Origin of the sequence: Spongiactinospora rosea (assembly GCF_003315795.1) — a bacterium.
GTDB lineage: Bacteria > Actinomycetota > Actinomycetes > Streptosporangiales > Streptosporangiaceae > Spongiactinospora > Spongiactinospora rosea.
The window spans coordinates 138,490-157,465 of record NZ_QMEY01000016.1; the positions used below are offsets into that span (position 1 = coordinate 138,490).

Sequence of the window (18,976 nt, forward strand, 5' to 3'; positions counted from 1 at the left end):
TGCTCCCGCCGGTCAAGCTCCCTTCGCCGGGCCGATGGCAAAATCCCGCCCGGCGGCCGGGCCTACCTGCGGCGGATCACCCGGGCGATCACGCTGACGAACCCGGCCAGGCCCAGCCCGGCCACCAGCAGCGGGACGGCCACGAACGGGTCCGTCAGCTTCCCGGAGACGAAGCCGATGCCGAGCATCAGGAAGAGCAGGCCGCTCAGCAGCGCCATCCAGTCGGTCCGGTGGCTGCGGCGCGGGCGCGGCTCCTGGCCGCCCACGGCGTCCGGACGCGTCTCAGGCCCCACGGCGCACCTCCACATCGCCCAGACCCGCCCTGATCTCCAGGTACACCGTCGCGGGCTCGCCCTCCGGCTGGATCTCCGGCTCCAGCGTCTTCTCGAACCGCACGTTGGAGCCGCCCTTCAGAGAATGGTCGATCTTGATGTCGCCCAGCTTGGCTCTCGCGTCCACCACCACGCGTACGTCGGGCGGCAGGATCACCCGCAGCTCGCCGACCGACACCTCCAGCGTGAAGCCGGTGCGCGTGCCCGCGGGGAACCGCAGGTCACGCAGGTCGAGCCGGCCCTCGCCGACATCGACCTGATAGACCCGCCCTGCCGTGCCCAGGTCCGTGGGACGCCACTGGCGCGCGCCGAACGAGCTGGGCATGTCCGTGCCGGACCCGGTGACGGCCACGGCCAGCGCCATGACCGTCCCGGCCGCGACCAGCGCCGCCCCCCGGCCGAACCACGTGGCCACCAGCAGCCCCAGGCCGACCGTGATCAGCATCGCGCCGCCGACCACGTGCATGCCGACGTACTCCCCGGGGCCTGAATGGCCCGCCATGATGATCCCCCCAACGAGTACGGACACGAAGACGGTGATGGTGCCGAGGAAGGTCCGCGGGCGGCGCGGCTTGCGCGCCTTGCGGGGGCGTTCCGGCGGCGTGGGCGGCCCCTGCGGGGCCTGGCCGGGGACCGGCGGGTAGAACGTGCCCGGGTGCTCGCCCCGCCGCCGAGGGTCCAGCGGCTGGTAGGGCGGCTGCTGGGCGTAGGGCCCGTGCGGCGCGAAGGGCGCGCCCGCCGACGGATGCGGAGGCATGGACCTGTCCGGCGCGTCCTGCGGCTCGGGCGCGCGCGGCGGCGGTTGCGGGGGCGGCGCGGGGGCCTGCCGCGGCGGGGCCGTGGCCGAGGCGGACCACAGGTAGGAGGTCTGCGGGCGGGAGGGCTCGGTGTAGGGGACGGGCGGGCCGTACACCGGAGGCCGGGCGTACGCGGACGCGTGCCGTACGCCCCGGCGGCCCGCCACCCGCTCAGGCACCGACCGCAGCAGCGCCATGATGTCGATCCCCCCGGCGTGCGCGGCCAGCAGCGCGATGGCGAACAGGGTGCCCACCACGAGCGTGCCCGGACCGATCCCGTCGGCGGCCAGGTTGACCATCAGGCCCAGAGCGAACACGCCGGTGAGCAGCGCCATCACCGTCTCGGCGTCGAAGATCCGGTTGGTCCACTGCTCGACGTATCCGGGCCCGCCGTCCGGGGCGCGCATCAGCAGGAAGGCCGCGATGTAGAGCATGATCCCGATGCCGGAGGCGATCACCAGCGCGGTGACCGCCACCCTGAACAGCACCGGGTCGATGCCCGCGCGGCGGCCCAGGCCCGCGCACACCCCCGTGATGATGCGGCCGTCCTGGCTGCGCGCTACACCGTTCCAGAATCCGTCGTCATCGGAGGACCGCGTCGTGCCCTGCTGCTGGGAACCCCCGCCGGCCGGAGTGTCCTGTTCCGGTGCATGCCGCTGATCACGGGCCTCCTCCGAAGCAGGCTCGCGCGCGTCATTCCCGGTATCGCTCATGACTCCATCGTGGTGGTTCGACGTGGCACGTCACTATCCGGGACACCCCTGAGTCATCCCCGAGGCTCGTGCGTCGCGCGGAACACGCCGATGGCCGCGATCCCCGGCACGCGGCGCTTTGGAGGTCAGGGGCGACCTCAGGGCGATGCCTGATGCGAGATGCCGCGCGACGTGTGACGATGCTGACATATGGCTGACCGAAAAACTCTCCGCGACGCGCCGCCCGTGGCGCCGCCGCCTCCCCCGGGGGAGGCCCCCGAGCACCGGATGACGCGTCCGGTGGACGGGCAGCTCGTCGCGGGCGTGGCCAAGGGCATCGCCCAGCAGCTCAACCTCGATCCGGTGGTCATCCGGCTGGCCTTCGTGCTGCTCACGGTGGTCAACGGCATCGGCATCGTGGCCTACGCCGCGCTGTGGCTGTTCACGCCGCGCCGGCCGTACGAGGGGGTGCCCCCGCAGCGCGACTGGAGCCAGATCGCCGCCTTCACCGCGATCGGCATGGCGCTGATGGCCTTCGGCTGGCTCACCGGCGCGTCCGGCGGCGGGATCGCCACCTGGCCGATCGCCGTGGTCGGGATCGGCGCGCTGATCCTGTGGCAGCAGGCCGACCCCGACCGGCGCAGACGGTGGATGAGCGGCGCGGTCAAGGGCGTGCGCCACAATCACATCCGCAGCCTCATCGGCATGGCCCTGGTGGTGATCGGGGCCAGCGGCTTCCTGTACGTCCAGGGCGAGTTCGCCGAGATGCGGCCCGGCCTGCTGTTCACCGCCGTGGTGGTCGGCGGGCTCGCGGTGATCGCCGCGCCCTGGCTGGCCGGCCTGTGGAAGGAGCTCCAGCTCGAACGCCGCGAGCGGATCAGGCAGGAGGAGCGCGCCGAGTTCGCCGCGCACGTCCACGACTCGGTGCTGCACACCCTGACCCTGATCCAGCGCAACGCGCACGACTCCCGCGAGGTCCAGCGCCTGGCCCGCTCCCAGGAGCGCGAGCTGCGCAACTGGCTCTACCAGCCCAAACAGGACGCCGATGCGACGATCGCCGCCGCCGTCCGCCGGGTCGCGGCCGAGGAGGAGGACGCGCACGGCGTACCGATCGAGATCGTCTGCGTCGGTGACCGCGACCTCGACGCCCGCTTCTCGGCCATGGTCCAGGCCGCCCGGCAGGCTATGGTCAACGCGGCGAAATACTCTGGATCGGCGGTGGTGTCCGTGTACGCCGAGGTGGAGCCGGAAGAGGTGACGATCTTCGTGCGCGACCGGGGCAAGGGCTTCGACATGGACGCGGTGCCCGAGGACCGGATGGGCATCCGGCAGTCGATCATCGGCCGGATGGAGCGCAACGGCGGGTCCGCGCGCATACGCACCGCGCCCGGGGAAGGCACAGAAGTCATGCTGACCATGAAGGTGGAGAACTCGTGAGTACCAGGGTCCTGATCGTGGACGACCACCGGCTCTTCCGGTCGGGGGTACGTGCGGAGCTGGGTGACGGCATCGAGGTCGTCGGAGAGGCCGAGGACGTCGACACCGCGGTGGCCAGGATCGCCGAGCTGGAGCCCGACGTCGTGCTGCTGGACGTCCACATGCCGGGCGGCGGCGGGCAGGAGGTGCTGCGCCGGGTCCTCGGCTCGGGCTCCTCGGTGCGCTTCCTGGCCCTGTCGGTCTCCGACGCGGCCGAAGACGTCATCGGGGTCATCAGGGGCGGCGCGCGCGGCTATGTCACCAAGACCATCAGCGGCCGGGAGCTGACCGACGCCATCAAGCGCGTGGCCGAGGGCGACGCGGTCTTCTCGCCCCGGCTGGCGGGTTTCGTCCTGGACGCGTTCGCCTCCAGCGAGGCCCCCTCGATCGACCCCGAACTCGACTCGCTGACCCAGCGCGAGCGCGAGGTGCTGCGGCTGATCGCGCGCGGCTACGCCTACAAGGAGATCGCCAAGGAGCTGTTCATCTCGGTCAAGACGGTCGAGACGCACGTCTCCTCGGTGCTGCGCAAGCTCCAGCTCTCCAACCGGCACGAGCTGTCCCGCTGGGCCACCGCACGCCGTCTCGTCTGACGGGGCGCGATGGGTCACGATGGGGCCGTGCGAAGCAGACTCCTCCCGGCCGTGGCGGCGCTGGTCGTGTTGATGGCGGGGTGCGGCGGCGGCCCGTCACGCGACCCCGCGGCCGAAGGGACGGACGGGCGCTCGCAGAGCGCCACACCGGCCGCGTCGCAGAGCGACGTGGGCGGCGAGACCTTCGAGAGCGATGTCGAGCTGGCCAGGAGCCTGGGCGAGGACTTCTGGCGGCGGCGGTTCGAGTCCGGCGGCCTGCGCTATGAGCCGCTGCGCGACTTCATCGCCTACCAGCCGCTGAAAGGCCCGGCGTGCGGGGGCGAGCCCGCGCTGCCCAACAACGCCTTCTACTGCCCCCAGGGCCATTTCGTGGCCTTCGACGAGCGGTGGATGCGGGAGATGAACGACCGGCTCGGCGACGCCTCGATCTACCTGATCATCCTGCACGAGATCGGGCACGCCGTTCAGGCCCAGACGATGAACGACTTCCGGCTCAACGTCGAACGCGAGCTACAGGCCGACTGCTACGCCGGCGGCGCGCTCGGCACGCTGGTCTCGGCGGGCGCCCTCAACGCCGAGGAGGGCGACGAGGAGGAACTGCTGATCAACCTGGCCAACGCGGGCGATCCGTCCGACGCCTGGTGGCGTCCCGACGCGCACGGTACGGCGGGGCAGCGCCAGCAGGCGTTCACCGGCGGCTACAACCAGGGTGTCGATTCCTGCTGACCGCGGCCCCCTGCGTACATCCGGACGCTGACACCCGGCTCCGCCTTTCGGGGGATGTGACCCGCCCGCGCGCGGGCCTAGGGTCGAAACGTGACGCTGGAGACATCGGGGAGGCGTTATGCGGGAGGCGTCCGCGGAGATCGGCTGGGCGCGGCGCGGGGCGTGCCGGTCGAGCGACCCTGAGCTGTTCTTCCCACCCGTGCCGTCCCCCGACCAGGAGACGCGGGCCAAGGCGGTGTGCGGACGCTGCCCGGTGATGGCCGAGTGCCGCGCCTATGCGCTGCGCGCGGGTGAGCGCGAGGGCATCTGGGGCGGGATGACGCCGCAGGAACGGCGCCGTTCGCGCTTCCCGGCGAACTGGCGGCGGCCCGCGGCCAGTTGAGCCGTTAGGGGTGTTTGTGCCGTAGCGTGCCACGTGTGACATTGCCAAAGCAGGTCGCCGTCCTGGTGGCCGCCAACGTGCTGAACAACCGGATCGCGCCCCGCCTGGGGCCGCTCACCTCGGCCGCGGCCACCGCCCTGCTCGTCGCTATGGCCAGAAGATCCGGGGCGAGCTGGGAGGATCTGGGCTTTCACCGCGGCAGGCGCGGGGCCGCCGTCGGTGGCGCGCTGGCGGCAGGTGTCGTCGTGGCGTACACGGCGGGGGTGGCCCTGCCCGCGACCCGCAGGTTCTTCCGCGACGACCGGGCGCTCGGCCTGACCAGGGCGCGGGCGCTGGAGGAGGCCCTGCTCCAGGTGCCGGTGGGCACGGTGCTGCTGGAGGAGGTCGGGTTCCGCGGCGTCGTGTACGGCACGCTCGCCCGCACCCGCGGGGCCGCGACCGCCACCGCCGTGTCCTCCGCCCTGTTCGGCCTGTGGCACATCCTGCCCGCGATCGACATGGCCGAGGCCAACCCGGCGCTGGGCCGCCTGGCCTCCGGCGAGGGCATCGAGGAGACGATCGAGGAGATCGTCGAGGAGATCCGCCACCCGGAGGAGGCCCCGCCGCCGCGGCCGTGGAAGAAGCACCTGGACACCGCCCGCGTGGTCGTCGGCAGCGTGGTCGCCACCGGCGTCGCCGGGGTGGTCTACTGCGAGCTGCGCCGCAGGAACGGCCTGCTGGCCCCCTCCCTGTTCCACACCGCCACCAACTCGCTCGGCTACGCCTTCGCCAGGCTGGCCGCCAACCTGCCCGATAACGATTCTCAACCCCGCGGTTGAGGTTCCCCCCTCCGGCAGGGTGGATTCTTGTCACCTGGATCGGCGGCGGGCGCGGGCCGTCCCCGGACCGCCCTCGTTGTCGTTACCTTCTCCGCGTGGAGGCCGGGGGGTGGCAGGGGGAGGGTCGGGAGGTGGGGGTCAACGTGCGTACCGTCATCGACGTGGACAAGGAACTACTGGAGTCGGCGCAGCGCCAGCTCGGCACACGGACCATGAAGGAGACCGTGGAGGCGGCGCTGCGGCTGGTGGCCGAACGCGCCGGCCAGCCGGTGGACGTACGCCGCCGCCCGATCGACGGCAGGCGCCGTCCGGCCGAGCCGGGCACGGCGTGCGCCGGGCGTCAGTCGGTGGAGACCCGCTGGAACGCCTCGGCGTAGGCGCCGGGGCCCAGTCCCGCGCGCTCGGCCGTCTCGGCGAAGCGCTGCCGCACGAAGTCGGCGAAGGTGTCCAGGTGGGAGACCTGGCTCGCGTGCGCCTGAAGGGCGGCGAGCTTGCGGTCGATCGTGGCGGTGATGTCCACGAAGTGGTCGGGGGTGGGCCCCCCGACCAGCCACACCTCGCGGACCGTCCAGGCGGAAAGGCCTTCTTCGGACAGCAGCTCGGGGAATGTGTAGGGGTTGCGCGCGTCCGGGTAGACCGCGTCGAGCGCGGACGAGCCGACCGCCCGGTGGTCGGGGTGGCTGGGCGCGATGGCGACGTAGTTGCGCTCGGGGCTGTGGGTGATGACGAGGTCGGGCCGCACCTGGCGGATCACCCGGGCGATGTCGCGGCGCAGGCCCAGACCGGCCTCGACCGTGCCGTCCGAGTAGCCGAGGAAGCGCAGGTCGGTCACCCCGACGGCCTTGGCCGCGGCGGTCTGCTCGGCCCGGCGCAGCGCCCCCATGCCGCCGTTGTCCAGCTCCCGGTCGAAGCCGCCCGCGTCGCCGTCGGTGGCCAGGCAGTAGATCACCTCGACCCCGCGGTCCACCAGCGTGGCGATCGTCCCTGCCGCGGAGAAGTCGATGTCGTCGGGGTGGGCCATCACGGTGAGCACCCTGGTGATCTCATCGTCGCGCAGCACTGAGCGGCCTCCAGCGGTCGGCTTCCCCCGTTGATCCTCTGCCCGGCGCAACGCCGTGAAAGTGGACGCTATTCCGGCTTCGTGGCCGTACTTGTCGGTGCCCGGTCATAACCTAGGGGGGTGTCCACCCGAGTCTCTGCCGATCACCCGTTGCTCGACGGCCTCAACCCGCAGCAGCGGGAGGCCGTCATCCACCACGGCGCCCCGCTGCTCATCGTGGCCGGCGCCGGCTCGGGGAAGACCAGGGTGCTCACGCACCGCATCGCCTATCTGCTGGCCGAGCGCGACGCCCGGCCGTCGGAGATCCTCGCGATCACCTTCACCAACAAGGCCGCGCGCGAGATGAAGGAGCGGGTCGACAAGCTGGTCGGCCCGCGTTCGGCCGCGATGTGGGTGATGACCTTCCACAGCGCTTGCGTCCGCATCCTGCGCCGCGAGGCCAAGCGGCTCGGCTTCCCCAGCGGCTTTTCCATCTACGACCAGGCCGACTCCCAGCGCCTGATGGCGATGGTCTGCCGGGAGATGGACCTCGATCCCAAGCGCTACCCGCCCCGGTCGTTCTCCGCCCAGGTCAGCAACCTGAAGAACGAGCTGATCGACTATGAGTCGGCCGCCGACCGGGCCGGTTCGCACCTGGAGAAGACCCTCGCCGAGGCGTACCGCGCCTACCAGCGGCGGCTCACCGAGGCCGGCGCGATGGACTTCGACGACCTGATCATGCTGACGGTCAACCTGTTCCAGGCGTTCCCCGACGTCGCCGAGCACTACCGGCGGCGGTTCCGGCACGTCATGGTCGACGAGTACCAGGACACCAACCACGCCCAGTACACGCTGGTCAGGGAGCTGGTCGGGCACACGGCGGTGACGACCGCCGACGGCGAGGTGGTCCGCGAGGGCGACGACCGGTCCGAGCTGTGCGTGGTCGGCGACGCCGACCAGTCGATCTACGCGTTCCGCGGCGCGACCATCCGCAACATCATGGAGTTCGAGCGCGACTACCCCGACGCCCGGACGATCATGCTGGAACAGAACTACCGCTCGACCCAGAACATCCTGACCGCCGCCAACGCCGTCATCTCCCGCAACGAGAGCCGCAAGCCGAAGAACCTCTGGTCCGACCAGGGCGCCGGGCCCAAGATCGTCGGCTATGTCGCCGACAACGAGCACGACGAGGCCATGTTCGTCGCCCAGGAGGTCGACAAGCTGGCCGACGACGAGGGCGTCGCGCCCGGCCAGGTGGCGGTCTTCTACCGCACCAACGCTGCCTCCCGGGTCTTCGAGGAGATCTTCATCCGCACCGGCCTGCCGTACAAGGTGGTCGGCGGGGTGCGCTTCTACGAGCGCAAGGAGGTCCGCGACCTGCTGGCCTATCTGCGGGTGCTGGCCAACCCCGGCGACGTGGTGTCGCTGCGCCGGATCATCAACGTGCCCAAGCGCGGCATCGGCGATCGGGCCGAGGCGATGGTGGAGGCGTTCGCCTCCCGGGAGCGGATCTCGTTCTGGGAGGGGCTGCTGCGGGCCGAGGAGGCCCCTGGCCTCGCCACCCGGTCGCTCAACGCGATCAAGGAGTTCACCGCGCTGCTGACCGAGCTGCAGGAGAAGGCCGAGGGCGTGCCGCCCGCCGCGCTGGCCGAAGACGTGCTGGTCAGCACCGGCTACCGGGCCGAGCTGGAAAACTCAGAAGACCCGCAGGACGAAAGCCGCCTGGAAAACCTGGACGAGCTGATCGCGGTGGCCGCCGAGTTCGAGGAGGCCGACCCGGAGGGCACGCTGGTCCAGTTCCTTGAGCAGGTCTCGCTGGTGGCCGACGCCGACCAGATCCCCGGCGGCGGCGCGGGCGTGGTGCCCCCGGGCGAGCGCGCTCCGGAGTCCGCCTCGGGCGGTGTGGTGACGCTGATGACCCTGCACACGGCCAAGGGGCTGGAGTTCCCCGTGGTCTTCCTGACCGGCCTGGAAGACGGCGTGTTCCCGCACTCCCGCTCGCTCGGCGAGCCCAAGGAGCTGGAGGAGGAGCGCCGGCTGGCCTACGTCGGCATCACCCGCGCCCAGCAGCGGCTCTACCTCACCAGGGCGGCGGTGCGCAGTTCGTGGGGCGCGCCCTCGTTCAACCCGGCCTCGCGGTTCGTGGCCGAGGTGCCGCGCGACCTGATCGACTGGCGTACCGACCCGGAGAAGTCCGCCTGGTCGGCGGCGACCACCCGGCGCGAGCCCGCGGCCCGCTCCCGCGACACCGGCGGCCGGCCGGTCGCCAGTTACGCGCCCGGCGATCGGGTCACCCACGACAAGTTCGGCCTGGGCACGGTGGTCTCGGTGGACGGCATGGCGGAGAAGGCCAAGGTCAAGGTGGACTTCGGGGCCTCGGGCGAAAAGACGCTGATGGCGGCCTACGCCCCGATGGAAAAGCTCTGAGCTACGCGAAACACCCCGGACCGGGCCACGGTCGGCCCTGTCCGGGGTGCGCGGTGCGGTCAGCGGAAGAGACCGGAGAGAAAGTCCGGCAGCCCCTGCAGCTTGACGGCCACCGAGCCGAGGTCGAGCCCCGTCCGGCGCGGCTCGTTCGCGGCCCGCTCGGCGCGCCTGCCCCACTCGGTGAACCGCGAGTCGTTGATCGTCGTGGTCCTGGAGCGCGAGTTGTCCTGCCTGGTCCAGGTGGTGGTGAGCCGCCGGGGCAGGTCGTCCTGGCCGAGCCAGAGCCGCCAGCTCACCGCCGTGTCCGGGTCGTGGTTGGCGTGGGTGCTGCGGAATCCCGGAGAGACCCGGCCCAGCTCGCCCATGCTGATCGTGCCGGACATCACCGTGGTGGGCGTGCCGTCCAGGATCTCTGACGGCTGCCTGCCGGTGTAGGCGCTGAGCAGTACGGCCCGCAGTGTCTCGGGCTCCAGCAGGTGCACCGGCCCCGCGGAGGTGGGGGTCCCGGCGGCCAGGCGCGGCGCGACGGGGCCCGGGTAGGCCGGGTAGGCCGGGTTGCCGGTGTAGCCCGGGTAGTAGGCGTCGTCGGTGATGAGCGGCCAGGCCGACTCCGGTTCCATGCGCACGCTCGCACCCGAGGTGTTCGCGGTGATGGACACCCTCGTCGCGACCGGCCCGGACTCCTCGAAGTCCACGGCGGTGTCGGTGCGCACCCGCGCCACCGGCTCCCCGTTGACCGCGCTGGTGATGACCTCGGCGACGCGTACCCCGCGGCGTTGGTCGAACTGCCTGCGCAGCGCGGCCACCGGGGCCGTGGGATCCACGGCCCAGCCGGGCAGGATGTGATCGCCCGGCGTCACCGTGTCCTTCGCCGTCGCCGGGCCCGCGGCACTCGTCATCGCCGCCGCGGTGGCGGTGCATATCGTGGCTACGGCCAGGGCGGCCTTCCAGCGCACGTTCATCTGATTCCCCCGAACTTCAAGATCTCGGTTCGGTCACGGTATCGACCGGGAGCGCCGGGTTCCGACGAATAAAGTTCGTGTACGAACTAATTTCGGTAAAAGGCAGGGATGCCAGAAGCCGCGGACACGACGAAACGGCCCCGCACTCCCAGGGAGCGCGGGGCCGTCGCGGTACGGCTCAGCTACCGGTCGCGGGTCACTTCCGGCCGACGATGCTGCCCAGCGTGCCGTCCGGGATCAGCTCCAGCGGGCTCTCGCCGCCGAAGTCGAGGTCCTCGGGGTTGGCGATCTGGTCGGCCGGCGGGGCCTTGATCGTCACCTTGGCGCCCCAGGAGGTGTACCGGCTGTCGGTGGCGACGCGGTACGGCGTCTTCATCAGCTCCTGCTCGATGGAGGTGGTCAGCCGCCTCGGCAGGTTCTTGGCGTCCAGCCACAGCTTCCAGTCGATCGCGACCTTGGCCTGCTTGCCCTTGGGCTTGTCCACGACCTGCGCGCGGTAGGCCGGCGAGAGCTTGTACAGCTCGCCCGCGGTGATCGTGCCGCGGTAGACGGTGGTGCTCGCCCCGTCCACTTTGCCGCCGTTGCCCTTGGCTTTGGCGCTCGCCGCGATCGTGGTGAGCGTCTTGGGCTCGAAGACGTTGATCGCCTGCGTGCTGAGATCGGCCGGCTTGACGGCCTCCTTGCCCTTCATCGGCACCCACGTCTTGCCCTGGGGCAGGAAATCGGTGATGGCCGGGTGGGAGAGGTAGGACACCTTGGGCAGGGCGATCACCCGGTACGGCGCGGTCAGCAGCTTGACGAAGTCGATCTCCTGCTCGCCGCTGTAATCGTGCTCGGCGTCCTTTTTGAAGGAGTCGAGCAGTTTCTTGTCCCAGATCTGACGGAACGTGGCGTCGCTGGCGACGATGCCCGAAGCGCCGAACTGATAGGTCGCCTTGGCCTTGGTGCCGATGAGCCGCTTCCCGTCGAGAGTGGTCTGGGAGCTCTCGGTGTAGGAAACGCCCTGGTTGTTCCGGAACTGCTGCTTCAAGGCGTCGCCCGGCGTGGCGGGGGCCGTCGCCGCCTGCGCGCTCGCGGGGGTCGCCATGGCCAGAGCGGGCGCGACGAGCGCTGCGGCCGCGATGGCGATGAGTCGCCTCATAGGGATTCGATCCTCCAGTAAGTCGTCTCTGCGGAATCGCGAGACGGTGCCGGAACATACTGGCAGGCCATGATCACGGAAATGTCACGAATCCCGGAAATGTAGAAGTTAATGATGATGAATGGCGGCGACGAGTATCGGGGACATCGCTTTCCGTAAATCTTGTGTGTTTCTTGTGAAGAAATGCGTCGTTTCCCACTCGTCGTCAAGAGGGGTGTGGTAGGCGGCTCGCCGGGGCGCCGGTTACGCTGCGGGAGACGGCAACGCCCTCTGGGAGGTCTGGATGGAAGTCACCGAACGGATCCGCGTCGTGATCGCCAAGCCCGGGTTGGACGGTCACGACCGGGGCGTCAAGATCGTGGCGCGGGCGCTGCGGGACGCGGGCATGGAGGTCGTCTACATGGGCCTGCACCAGACACCCGAGCAGATCGTGCACGGCGCGATCCAGGAGGACGCCCAGGCGATCGGCCTGTCCATCCTGTCCGGCGCGCACATGACGCTCTTCGCGCGGGTCCTCGAACTCCTCCGCGAACAGGACGCCGCCGACATCAAGGTCTTCGGCGGCGGCATCATCCCTGAAGAGGACATTCCCGAGCTGGACCGCCTGGGTGTGGCCAAGGTCTTCACCCCCGGCGCGACCACTCAGGAGATCGTGGAGTGGGTCCGTAGCGCGATCCCCGCACGCGTTTAGTGGGGTTTGTGGTGCTTTGCCGCTTCTATGGGGTTGTCTGATGGGGCTAAAACCGACCCCGTGACCTGCGCGGGTCTTTCGGGGGGCTAGGCTTCACTGGCGAAAACGCCGGGCAGTCGGCGGATCTTGTAGCGGCCCGATCCGGGCCCCGCATGCCTTCCCGCGCACCCGAAGACAACAAGTAGCAAAGAAGCCGGAAAAGCAAGGACGGACCCTCGTGGACCTGTTCGAACATCAGGCGAAGGACCTCTTCGCGGCCTACGGCATCCCGGTGCCGCGCGGCATCGTCGCGCACACCCCCGAGGAGGCGCGCGGCGCGGCGGAGCAGTTGACCGGCCGGGTCGTCGTGAAAGCCCAGGTGAAGACCGGGGGCCGCGGCAAGGCGGGAGGCGTGAAGCTCGCCGACGACGCCGCCGACGCGGCCAAGAAGGCCACCGAGATCCTTGGCATGGACATCAAGGGCCACACGGTCCACAAGGTCCTCGTCGAGGAGGCCAGCGCGATCGCCGAGGAGTACTACTTCTCCTTCCTCCTCGACCGCGCCAACCGCGACTTCCTGGCCATCTGCTCCGCCTCCGGCGGCATGGACATCGAAGAGGTCGCGCACACCGCGCCGGATAAGGTGGCCAAGGTCGCGATCTCCCCGCTGACGGGCGTGGACCGCGCCAAGGCCAGGGAGATCGCCCAGGCCGGCGGGCTGCCCGAGCGCGCGGTCGAGGGCGCCGCCGAGCTGATCGAGAAGCTCTGGTGCGCCTTCGTGGACGAGGACGCCACCCTCGTCGAGGTCAACCCCATGATCCTGGCCGCCGACGGCCAGGTGAAGGCCCTCGACGGGAAGGTCACCCTCGACGACAACGCCGCCTTCCGCCAGCCCGACCACGAAGCGCTCGCCGACAAGAGCGCCGAGGACCCGCTGGAGGCCGCGGCCAAGGCCCGTGATCTCAACTACGTGAAGCTGGACGGCAGCGTCGGGATCATCGGCAACGGCGCCGGGCTGGTGATGTCCACGCTCGACGTCGTCGCCTACGCCGGAGAGGCGTTCGGCGGGCAGCGTCCGGCCAACTTCCTGGACATCGGCGGCGGCGCGTCCGCCGAGGTGATGGCGGCCGGTCTGGAGATCATCCTGTCCGACCCGTCGGTGCGCTCGATCTTCGTGAACGTGTTCGGCGGCATCACCGCCTGCGACGCGGTGGCCAACGGCGTCGTCGCGGCGTTCCGGCTGCTGGAGGAGCGCGGCGAGGCGGTGTCGCGGCCGCTGGTCGTACGGCTGGACGGCAACAACGCCGCGCTCGGGCGGCAGATCCTGGCCGACGCCGGCCTTGCCGGGGTCGAGCTGGTGGACACCATGGACGATGCGGCTCGGCGCGCGGCCGAACTCGCCGCGGTGGGGGTGAGCTGAAGATGGCGATCTGGCTGACCGAGCGGTCGCGGATCATCGTGCAGGGCATGACCGGGTCGGAGGGCACCAAGCACACCCGGCGCATGCTGGCCTCCGGCGCCAACGTCGTCGGCGGCGTCAACGCCCGTAAGGCGGGCACGGTGCACGAGGACCTGCCGGTCTTCGGCTCCGTGGCCGAGGCGATGGACAAGACCGGGGCCGACGTGTCCGTCGTGTTCGTGCCCCCGGCGTTCACCAAGGACGCCGTCAAGGAGGCGATCGACGCCGAGATCCCGCTCTGCGTGGTGATCACCGAGGGCGTGCCGGTGCACGACTCCACCGAAGCCTGGGCGTACGCCGTCGCCAAGGGCAACGTGACCCGGATCATCGGCCCGAACTGCCCCGGCATCGCCTCGCCCGGCGCCTCCAACGCGGGCATCATCCCCGCCGACATCACCCGCCCCGGCCCGGTCGGGCTGGTGTCCAAGTCCGGCACGCTGACCTACCAGCTCATGTACGAGCTGGCCGACGTGGGCTTCTCCACGGCGGTGGGCATCGGCGGCGACCCGGTGATCGGCACCACGCACATCGACGCCCTGGCCGCCTTCGAGGCCGACCCGGCGACCGAGGCCATCGTGATGATCGGTGAGATCGGCGGCGACGCCGAGGAGCGGGCCGCGGCGTTCATCGAGCGGTCGGTGACCAAGCCGGTGGTCGCGTACGTGGCCGGGTTCACCGCCCCCGAGGGCAAGACGATGGGCCACGCCGGCGCGATCGTGTCCGGTTCCTCCGGCACCGCGCAGGCCAAGAAGGAAGCGCTGGAGAAGGTCGGCGTGCGGGTGGGCAAGACGCCCAGCGAGACCGCCGCGCTGATGCGCGAGATCATGCGCTCGCGCGCGTAACACGCGCGAACCGAGGGTGCCGGGTGCCGAACCCGACACCCTCGGTCGTTCCCGGGGGAAGTCTCCTGAAATGGGACCCCCAACCGGGCGACACGCGGGCCGGGCAACGCGGCGCGAGCCGTCCATGCTGAGAACATCGACTACTGTGACGGCCCTCTTCGACCAGCTACGGACCGCCCCCCGGACCGTTCTCGGGAAAATCCCCCGCCCCGGCGTCACGGGTGACGATGACGACACGCGCCGGCCGCTGCCCGTCTCCGGCATGATCGCCGCCGCCTGCACCCTCGGCGTCGGCCTCGCCGTGCTCACCACGCTCACCCTGGTCGGCTGGATCGCCGCCCCGCGCGGCGCGTTCGGCCCCGGGCTGCCGGGGGTCTTCCGCACGGCGGCGCAGCTCTGGCTCGCCGCCCACCACGCGGGGTTCTCCATCCCCAGCGGCCGGATCGGGCTGCTGCCGCTCGGCCTGGTCGTCCTGCCCGCCTTCCTGCTCTACCGCGCCGGCCTGTGGATGGCCAGGGACGCCGACCTGCGGGTGCGGATGCCCGCCCGGCTGCCCAAGGGCAGCTCCAAGGACCTCGCGAGCGCCCGCCGCCGCGCCCAGCTCGTGCTGGTGGCCCAGGCGGGCGTCTCGCTCGCCGCGCCGTACGCGCTGCTGGCCGGGGTCATCGCGCTCATCGCGCGCAACGACCTCACCCAGCCGCACCTCGCCGAGGTGCTGGTCAGCCACCTGCTGCTGGCCTTCGCCGCGGGCTGCCTGGCCACCGCCAGGACCATCGGGCCGTGGCGGATCATGCTGCGGCTGCTGCCCGAGCGGGCCAGGGCCCTCACGCTGGGCACCGCGACCGCGCTGGCCATCATGCTGGCCGCCGGGTTCGTGCTGGTCCTCGGGGCCGTCGTGCTCAACTTCGGCGCGGTGCGCGAGCTGACGGACGCGCTGTCGCCCGGGGTCGTCGGCGGCGCGCTGCTGGTCCTGATCCAGCTCCTCTACCTGCTCAACTGCGTGATCTGGGGGCTGGCCTACATCGCCGGGCCCGGGTTCGCGATCGGCAGCGGCACCCTGGTCGCGCCGACCGGCGTACGCCTGGGCGAGGTGCCCAGCCTGCCGATCTTCGCCGCGCTGCCCGACGCCGGGACGGCCTCGCCGTGGCTGATGGCCATGCCCGCGCTGCCGTTCGCGGCGGGCGCGGTGGCCGGGCTGGTCCTGGTGCGCGTCGCCCCGTCGGCCTCCTACGAGGTCGCGCCGCTGTGGGGGTTCCTGTGCGGGCTGACCTCGGGCGCGGTGGCGGGCCTGCTGGCCGCGCTGTCCGGCGGGCCGCTCGGCTACGGCCGGCTGGCCGCCGTCGGGCCCTCCGCGTGGGAGGTCATGCTGTCGGTCACCCTGGAGGTCGGCGTGGCCGCCGGGGCGGCGGCGGGCGTGTCCAACTGGTGGCTGGTGTTCCGGGCCGCCCGCGGGCACGCCGGGGCGCTGGCCAGGCTCGGCACGGCGGCGGCCCCGGTACGCAAGGCGGGCGCGGCGCTGGCCAAGGCCGCCGGCCGGGTGGGCCTGGCCGAACCACGCCAGGACGTCGTCCACCGGCTGCCCGGACACTGGCTGGACGCCGCCGAGGACGACACCCAGGAGATCCCCGCCGTCAGGGACGACTGGATGGACGAGCACGCCTCGGACGAGGCGGGCGCCGAGCCGTCCGCCCGGCGTCCGGGCACGCCCCGCAAGGACATCGTCGACGAGAGCGACGACCGCGGGGGCCACGTGATCTACGTCGATCCGTACGCCTGGGACCGCGACTAGCGCCCCGGCTCAGTGGTCCGGCTCAGTGGCCCGGCTCAGGGCGCGAACGGGAACTGCAGGTCGCCCGGCTTCAGGAAGGGCATCTTGCTCTCCATGCCGCGCTCCAGGAGGTCCACGCACTCCTCCAGGCCCGCCACCGTGCCCGCGCCGATCTTGCACTCGGTGTAGGCGGTCAGCTCCTGGCCGAAATAGACCTGACCGGCGAGCACGACCAGCGACCACAGCAGCGACAGCGCCGAGACGACGACGCCTGTCACGACCAGGGCGGTCGGTTTGGCCGCCCGGCGCAGCGCGCCCACCGCGCGGATGCCGGCCACCAGGGCGATCACGCACAGCACGACACCGGCGATCGGCAACAGCAGGGTCATCGCCACCGCCGCCAGCGCCAGCCATACCGCCCGGCGGCCCGCCGCCTCGGGGGTCTGCTGCCCGATGGGGGTCTGGACGGGTGTCGTCACCAGGGCCTCCTCTGCCTTGCTCTCCTCGGAGGGTACCCTGGCTGCGGCGCGCGGGATCCCGCCGTCTCGGTGACCTCTGCCCGAATGGAGTCCCTCCGTGTCCGACCAGGCCGCCCTCCGGCTCGTGGTGCTCGTCTCCGGCTCAGGGACCAACCTCCAGGCCCTGCTGGACGCCTCGCGGGAGAGCGGCTACGGGGCCGAGGTCGTCGCCGTGGGGGCCGACCGCACCGGCATCGAGGGGCTGGCCAGGGCCGAGCGCGCCGGCGTGCCGACGTTCGTGGAACGGCTGGCCGACCACCCGCACCGCGCCGAGTGGGACACCGCCCTGGCTCGGCGCATCGGCGCCTGGAAGCCGGACCTCGTGGTCTGCGCTGGTTTCATGAAGATCCTCGGGCCGCCCACCATCGAGGCGTTCCCGGTGGTCAACACGCATCCGGCACTGCTGCCGGCCTTTCCCGGCGCGCACGGCGTGCGCGACGCCCTGGCGTACGGCGTGCGGGTGACCGGCTGTACGGTCATGTTCGCCGACGCGGGCGTGGACACCGGCCCGATCATCGCCCAGGAGACCGTGCCCGTGTACGACGGGGACGACGAGCAGCTGCTGCACGAGCGGATCAAGGCCGTGGAGCGGGTGCTGCTGGTCGAGACGATCGGCCGGATGGCCCGGGAGGGCTGGTCCGTCTCGGGCCGGAGAGTACGCCTGGGCGGGTGACCGCCGGGCTTTCGTAGTTCCGCCAGGAAGGATGAGAAGTGACCCGCATCGCCGTCAGGCGCGCGTTGATCGCCGTGTACGACAAATCCGGGCTTGAGGAGCTGGCCCGCGGCCTCGACGCGGCAGGCGTCGAGATCGTCTCGACCGGGGGCACGGCGGCGCGGATCGCGTCGTACGGCGTGCGGGTGACCCCGGTGGAGTCGCTGACCGGGTTCCCCGAGTGCCTGGACGGCAGGGTGAAGACCCTGCACCCGAGGGTTCATGCCGGGCTGCTGGCCGACATGCGCAACGCCGACCACGTGACCCAGCTCGACGAGCTGGAGATCGAGCCGTTCGAGCTGGTCGTGGTCAACCTCTATCCGTTCAGCGAGACGGTCGCCTCCGGGGCGTCCGACGCCGAGTGCGTCGAGCAGATCGACATCGGCGGCCCCGCCATGATCCGCGCCGCCGCGAAGAACCACTCCACGGTCGCCGTCGTCGTGGACCCGGCCTCCTACGGCGACGTGCTGGCCGCGGTCGCCGAGGGCGGCTTCACCGAGGCGGCCCGCCGCCGGCTGGCCGCGGGCGCCTACGCCCACACCGCCGCCTACGACGTGGCCGTGGCCTCGTGGTTCGCCACCCGCGAGGAGGTGGCCGACGACGAGTGGCCCGGCTTCATGGGCGCGACCTGGCAGCGGGCGTCGGTGCTGCGGTACGGCGAGAACCCGCACCAGCGGGCCGCCCTCTACACCGGCACCGGGCAGACCGGCGGGCTGGCCGGGGCCGAGCAGCTGCACGGCAAGGAGATGTCCTACAACAACTACGTCGACGCCGACGCCGCCTGGCGGGCCGCCTGGGACTTCGCCGACCCGTGCGTGGCGATCATCAAGCATGCCAACCCGTGCGGCATCGCGGTCGGCGCGGACGTCGCCGAGGCCCACCGCAAGGCCCACGCCTGCGACCCGGTGTCCGCCTACGGCGGCGTGATCGCGGTCAACGGGGAGGTCACGGCCGCGCTGGCGGAGCAGATCGCGGAGATCTTCACCGAGGTCGTGGTGGCCACCGGGTTCGACGAGCAGGCCCTGGCCGTGCTGCGCGGCAAGAAGAACATCCGCCTGCTGCGCTGCCCGGCCGGACCGGCCGACGCGAGCGAGTTCCGCAGGATCGACGGCGGGCTGCTGGTACAGGGCGTGGACCGCCTCGACGCCCCCGGTGACACGCCGTCGTCGTGGGAGCTGAAGGCGGGCCCGGCGGTCTCCGCCGAGGTACTGGCCGACCTGGCCTTCGCCTGGCGGGCCTGCCGCTCGGTGAAGTCGAACGCCATCCTGCTCGCCGCCGACCGCGCCACGGTCGGCGTCGGCATGGGCCAGGTCAACCGCGTCGACTCCGCCCGCCTCGCGGTCACCCGTGCGGGCGAACGCGCCACCGGCTCCGTCGCCGCCTCCGACGCCTACTTCCCCTTCCCCGACGGCCTGATGGTCCTCGCCGACGCGGGCGTCCGTGCAGTGGTCGAGCCGGGCGGCTCCATCCGCGACCCCGAGGTCATCGAGGCGGCCCAGAAGGCCGGAATCTCCCTGTACTTCACGGGCACCCGCCACTTCTTCCACTGACCCGAGGGCGGGCCCCGCCGGGGCCCGCCCTCACACTCGAACACAGATTCCCTCAATTCGCTGCCACTG

At 71.6% G+C, this 18,976-nt stretch carries 19 protein-coding genes; 13 read left to right on the forward strand and 6 right to left on the reverse strand.

Annotated features, from left to right (window positions below; all coding sequences use genetic code 11):
* Window positions 1-62: 62 nt before the first annotated feature.
* Both DP939_RS29945 and DP939_RS48875 read right to left on the reverse strand, forming a co-directional pair.
* On the reverse strand, window positions 63-293 hold the full coding sequence (locus DP939_RS29945) for a hypothetical protein (protein ID WP_113984170.1): 231 nt from the start codon (window positions 291-293) through the stop codon (window positions 63-65).
* Entirely contained in the window at window positions 283-1,842 is a 1,560-nt protein-coding gene (locus DP939_RS48875) for a PspC domain-containing protein (protein WP_113984171.1), read from the reverse strand. Before DP939_RS48875 ends, DP939_RS29945 begins: the two co-directional genes overlap by 11 nt.
* Before the next feature lie 189 nt (window positions 1,843-2,031).
* On the opposite strand from DP939_RS48875, the gene DP939_RS29955 reads away from it, so the two are divergent.
* The 6 genes from DP939_RS29955 (at window position 2,032) to DP939_RS29980 (ending at window position 6,193) form a co-directional block, all read left to right on the forward strand.
* The gene (locus DP939_RS29955) at window positions 2,032-3,258 is read left to right on the forward strand and encodes an ATP-binding protein (RefSeq protein WP_113984172.1); all 1,227 of its coding nucleotides are present in this window, start codon (window positions 2,032-2,034) and stop codon (window positions 3,256-3,258) included.
* Window positions 3,255-3,890: a response regulator gene (locus tag DP939_RS29960; RefSeq protein ID WP_199537286.1), complete on the forward strand. Its 636-nt coding sequence runs from the start codon at window positions 3,255-3,257 to the stop codon at window positions 3,888-3,890. Before DP939_RS29955 ends, DP939_RS29960 begins: the two co-directional genes overlap by 4 nt.
* A 27-nt stretch (window positions 3,891-3,917) precedes the next feature.
* The gene (locus tag DP939_RS29965; protein ID WP_225878585.1) at window positions 3,918-4,616 is read left to right on the forward strand and encodes a neutral zinc metallopeptidase; all 699 of its coding nucleotides are present in this window, start codon (window positions 3,918-3,920) and stop codon (window positions 4,614-4,616) included.
* A gap of 118 nt (window positions 4,617-4,734) precedes the next feature.
* The gene (locus DP939_RS29970) at window positions 4,735-4,998 is read left to right on the forward strand and encodes a WhiB family transcriptional regulator (RefSeq protein WP_113984173.1); all 264 of its coding nucleotides are present in this window, start codon (window positions 4,735-4,737) and stop codon (window positions 4,996-4,998) included.
* Between the two features lie 35 nt (window positions 4,999-5,033).
* Complete coding sequence (locus tag DP939_RS29975) at window positions 5,034-5,816, forward strand: CPBP family intramembrane glutamic endopeptidase (RefSeq protein ID WP_225878586.1); 783 nt, start codon at window positions 5,034-5,036, stop codon at window positions 5,814-5,816.
* A 131-nt stretch (window positions 5,817-5,947) separates the two neighbouring features.
* The gene (locus DP939_RS29980) at window positions 5,948-6,193 is read left to right on the forward strand and encodes a type II toxin-antitoxin system VapB family antitoxin (RefSeq protein WP_199565506.1); all 246 of its coding nucleotides are present in this window, start codon (window positions 5,948-5,950) and stop codon (window positions 6,191-6,193) included.
* Here the strand turns inward: DP939_RS29980 and DP939_RS29985 are convergent.
* On the reverse strand, window positions 6,157-6,876 hold the full coding sequence (locus DP939_RS29985; RefSeq protein WP_113984175.1) for a PIG-L deacetylase family protein: 720 nt from the start codon (window positions 6,874-6,876) through the stop codon (window positions 6,157-6,159). The genes DP939_RS29980 and DP939_RS29985 overlap by 37 nt on opposite strands.
* A 150-nt stretch (window positions 6,877-7,026) precedes the next feature.
* Between DP939_RS29985 and pcrA the strand changes: the two genes are divergently transcribed.
* Window positions 7,027-9,285, forward strand: coding sequence for a DNA helicase PcrA (gene pcrA, locus DP939_RS29990; protein WP_113984176.1), 2,259 nt, complete (start codon window positions 7,027-7,029; stop codon window positions 9,283-9,285).
* A gap of 59 nt (window positions 9,286-9,344) precedes the next feature.
* Here the strand turns inward: pcrA and DP939_RS29995 are convergent, their stop codons facing one another.
* Both DP939_RS29995 and DP939_RS30000 read right to left on the reverse strand, forming a co-directional pair.
* On the reverse strand, window positions 9,345-10,247 hold the full coding sequence (locus tag DP939_RS29995) for a hypothetical protein (RefSeq protein ID WP_147268195.1): 903 nt from the start codon (window positions 10,245-10,247) through the stop codon (window positions 9,345-9,347).
* A 196-nt stretch (window positions 10,248-10,443) separates the two neighbouring features.
* Window positions 10,444-11,388: a hypothetical protein gene (locus tag DP939_RS30000; RefSeq protein ID WP_113984178.1), complete on the reverse strand. Its 945-nt coding sequence runs from the start codon at window positions 11,386-11,388 to the stop codon at window positions 10,444-10,446.
* Window positions 11,389-11,671: 283 nt separating this feature from the next.
* Here DP939_RS30000 and DP939_RS30005 point away from each other — a divergent pair, with 283 nt between their 5' ends.
* From DP939_RS30005 to DP939_RS30020, 4 genes are all read left to right on the forward strand, one after another.
* Window positions 11,672-12,079 (forward strand): cobalamin B12-binding domain-containing protein, encoded by a 408-nt coding sequence (locus DP939_RS30005; RefSeq protein ID WP_113984179.1) that lies wholly within the window; start codon window positions 11,672-11,674, stop codon window positions 12,077-12,079.
* 217 nt (window positions 12,080-12,296) lie between these two features.
* On the forward strand, window positions 12,297-13,478 hold the full coding sequence (gene sucC / locus DP939_RS30010) for an ADP-forming succinate--CoA ligase subunit beta (RefSeq protein WP_113984180.1): 1,182 nt from the start codon (window positions 12,297-12,299) through the stop codon (window positions 13,476-13,478).
* A gap of 2 nt (window positions 13,479-13,480) precedes the next feature.
* On the forward strand, window positions 13,481-14,359 hold the full coding sequence (sucD, locus tag DP939_RS30015; RefSeq protein WP_113984181.1) for a succinate--CoA ligase subunit alpha: 879 nt from the start codon (window positions 13,481-13,483) through the stop codon (window positions 14,357-14,359).
* Window positions 14,360-14,504: 145 nt separating this feature from the next.
* Window positions 14,505-16,148 (forward strand): cell division protein PerM, encoded by a 1,644-nt coding sequence (locus DP939_RS30020; RefSeq protein ID WP_113984182.1) that lies wholly within the window; start codon window positions 14,505-14,507, stop codon window positions 16,146-16,148.
* Window positions 16,149-16,183: 35 nt separating this feature from the next.
* Here the strand turns inward: DP939_RS30020 and DP939_RS30025 are convergent, their stop codons facing one another.
* The gene (locus tag DP939_RS30025) at window positions 16,184-16,606 is read right to left on the reverse strand and encodes a hypothetical protein (protein WP_113984183.1); all 423 of its coding nucleotides are present in this window, start codon (window positions 16,604-16,606) and stop codon (window positions 16,184-16,186) included.
* A gap of 97 nt (window positions 16,607-16,703) precedes the next feature.
* Between DP939_RS30025 and purN the strand changes: the two genes are divergently transcribed.
* Entirely contained in the window at window positions 16,704-17,318 is a 615-nt protein-coding gene (purN, locus tag DP939_RS30030; RefSeq protein WP_113984184.1) for a phosphoribosylglycinamide formyltransferase, read from the forward strand.
* Window positions 17,319-17,356: 38 nt separating this feature from the next.
* Window positions 17,357-18,907 (forward strand): bifunctional phosphoribosylaminoimidazolecarboxamide formyltransferase/IMP cyclohydrolase, encoded by a 1,551-nt coding sequence (purH, locus tag DP939_RS30035; protein WP_113984185.1) that lies wholly within the window; start codon window positions 17,357-17,359, stop codon window positions 18,905-18,907.
* Window positions 18,908-18,976 lie beyond the last annotated feature (69 nt).

Coding starts and splice junctions, on each gene's coding strand:
- DP939_RS29995 (WP_147268195.1), bottom strand. CDS start 10,247: ATGAACGTGCGCTGGAAGGCCGCCCTGGCCGTAGCCACGATATGCACC.
- DP939_RS29970 (WP_113984173.1), top strand. CDS start 4,735: ATGCGGGAGGCGTCCGCGGAGATCGGCTGGGCGCGGCGCGGGGCGTGC.
- sucD (WP_113984181.1), top strand. CDS start 13,481: ATGGCGATCTGGCTGACCGAGCGGTCGCGGATCATCGTGCAGGGCATG.
- DP939_RS30000 (WP_113984178.1), bottom strand. CDS start 11,388: ATGAGGCGACTCATCGCCATCGCGGCCGCAGCGCTCGTCGCGCCCGCT.
- DP939_RS48875 (WP_113984171.1), bottom strand. CDS start 1,842: ATGAGCGATACCGGGAATGACGCGCGCGAGCCTGCTTCGGAGGAGGCC.
- DP939_RS29955 (WP_113984172.1), top strand. CDS start 2,032: ATGGCTGACCGAAAAACTCTCCGCGACGCGCCGCCCGTGGCGCCGCCG.
- DP939_RS30005 (WP_113984179.1), top strand. CDS start 11,672: ATGGAAGTCACCGAACGGATCCGCGTCGTGATCGCCAAGCCCGGGTTG.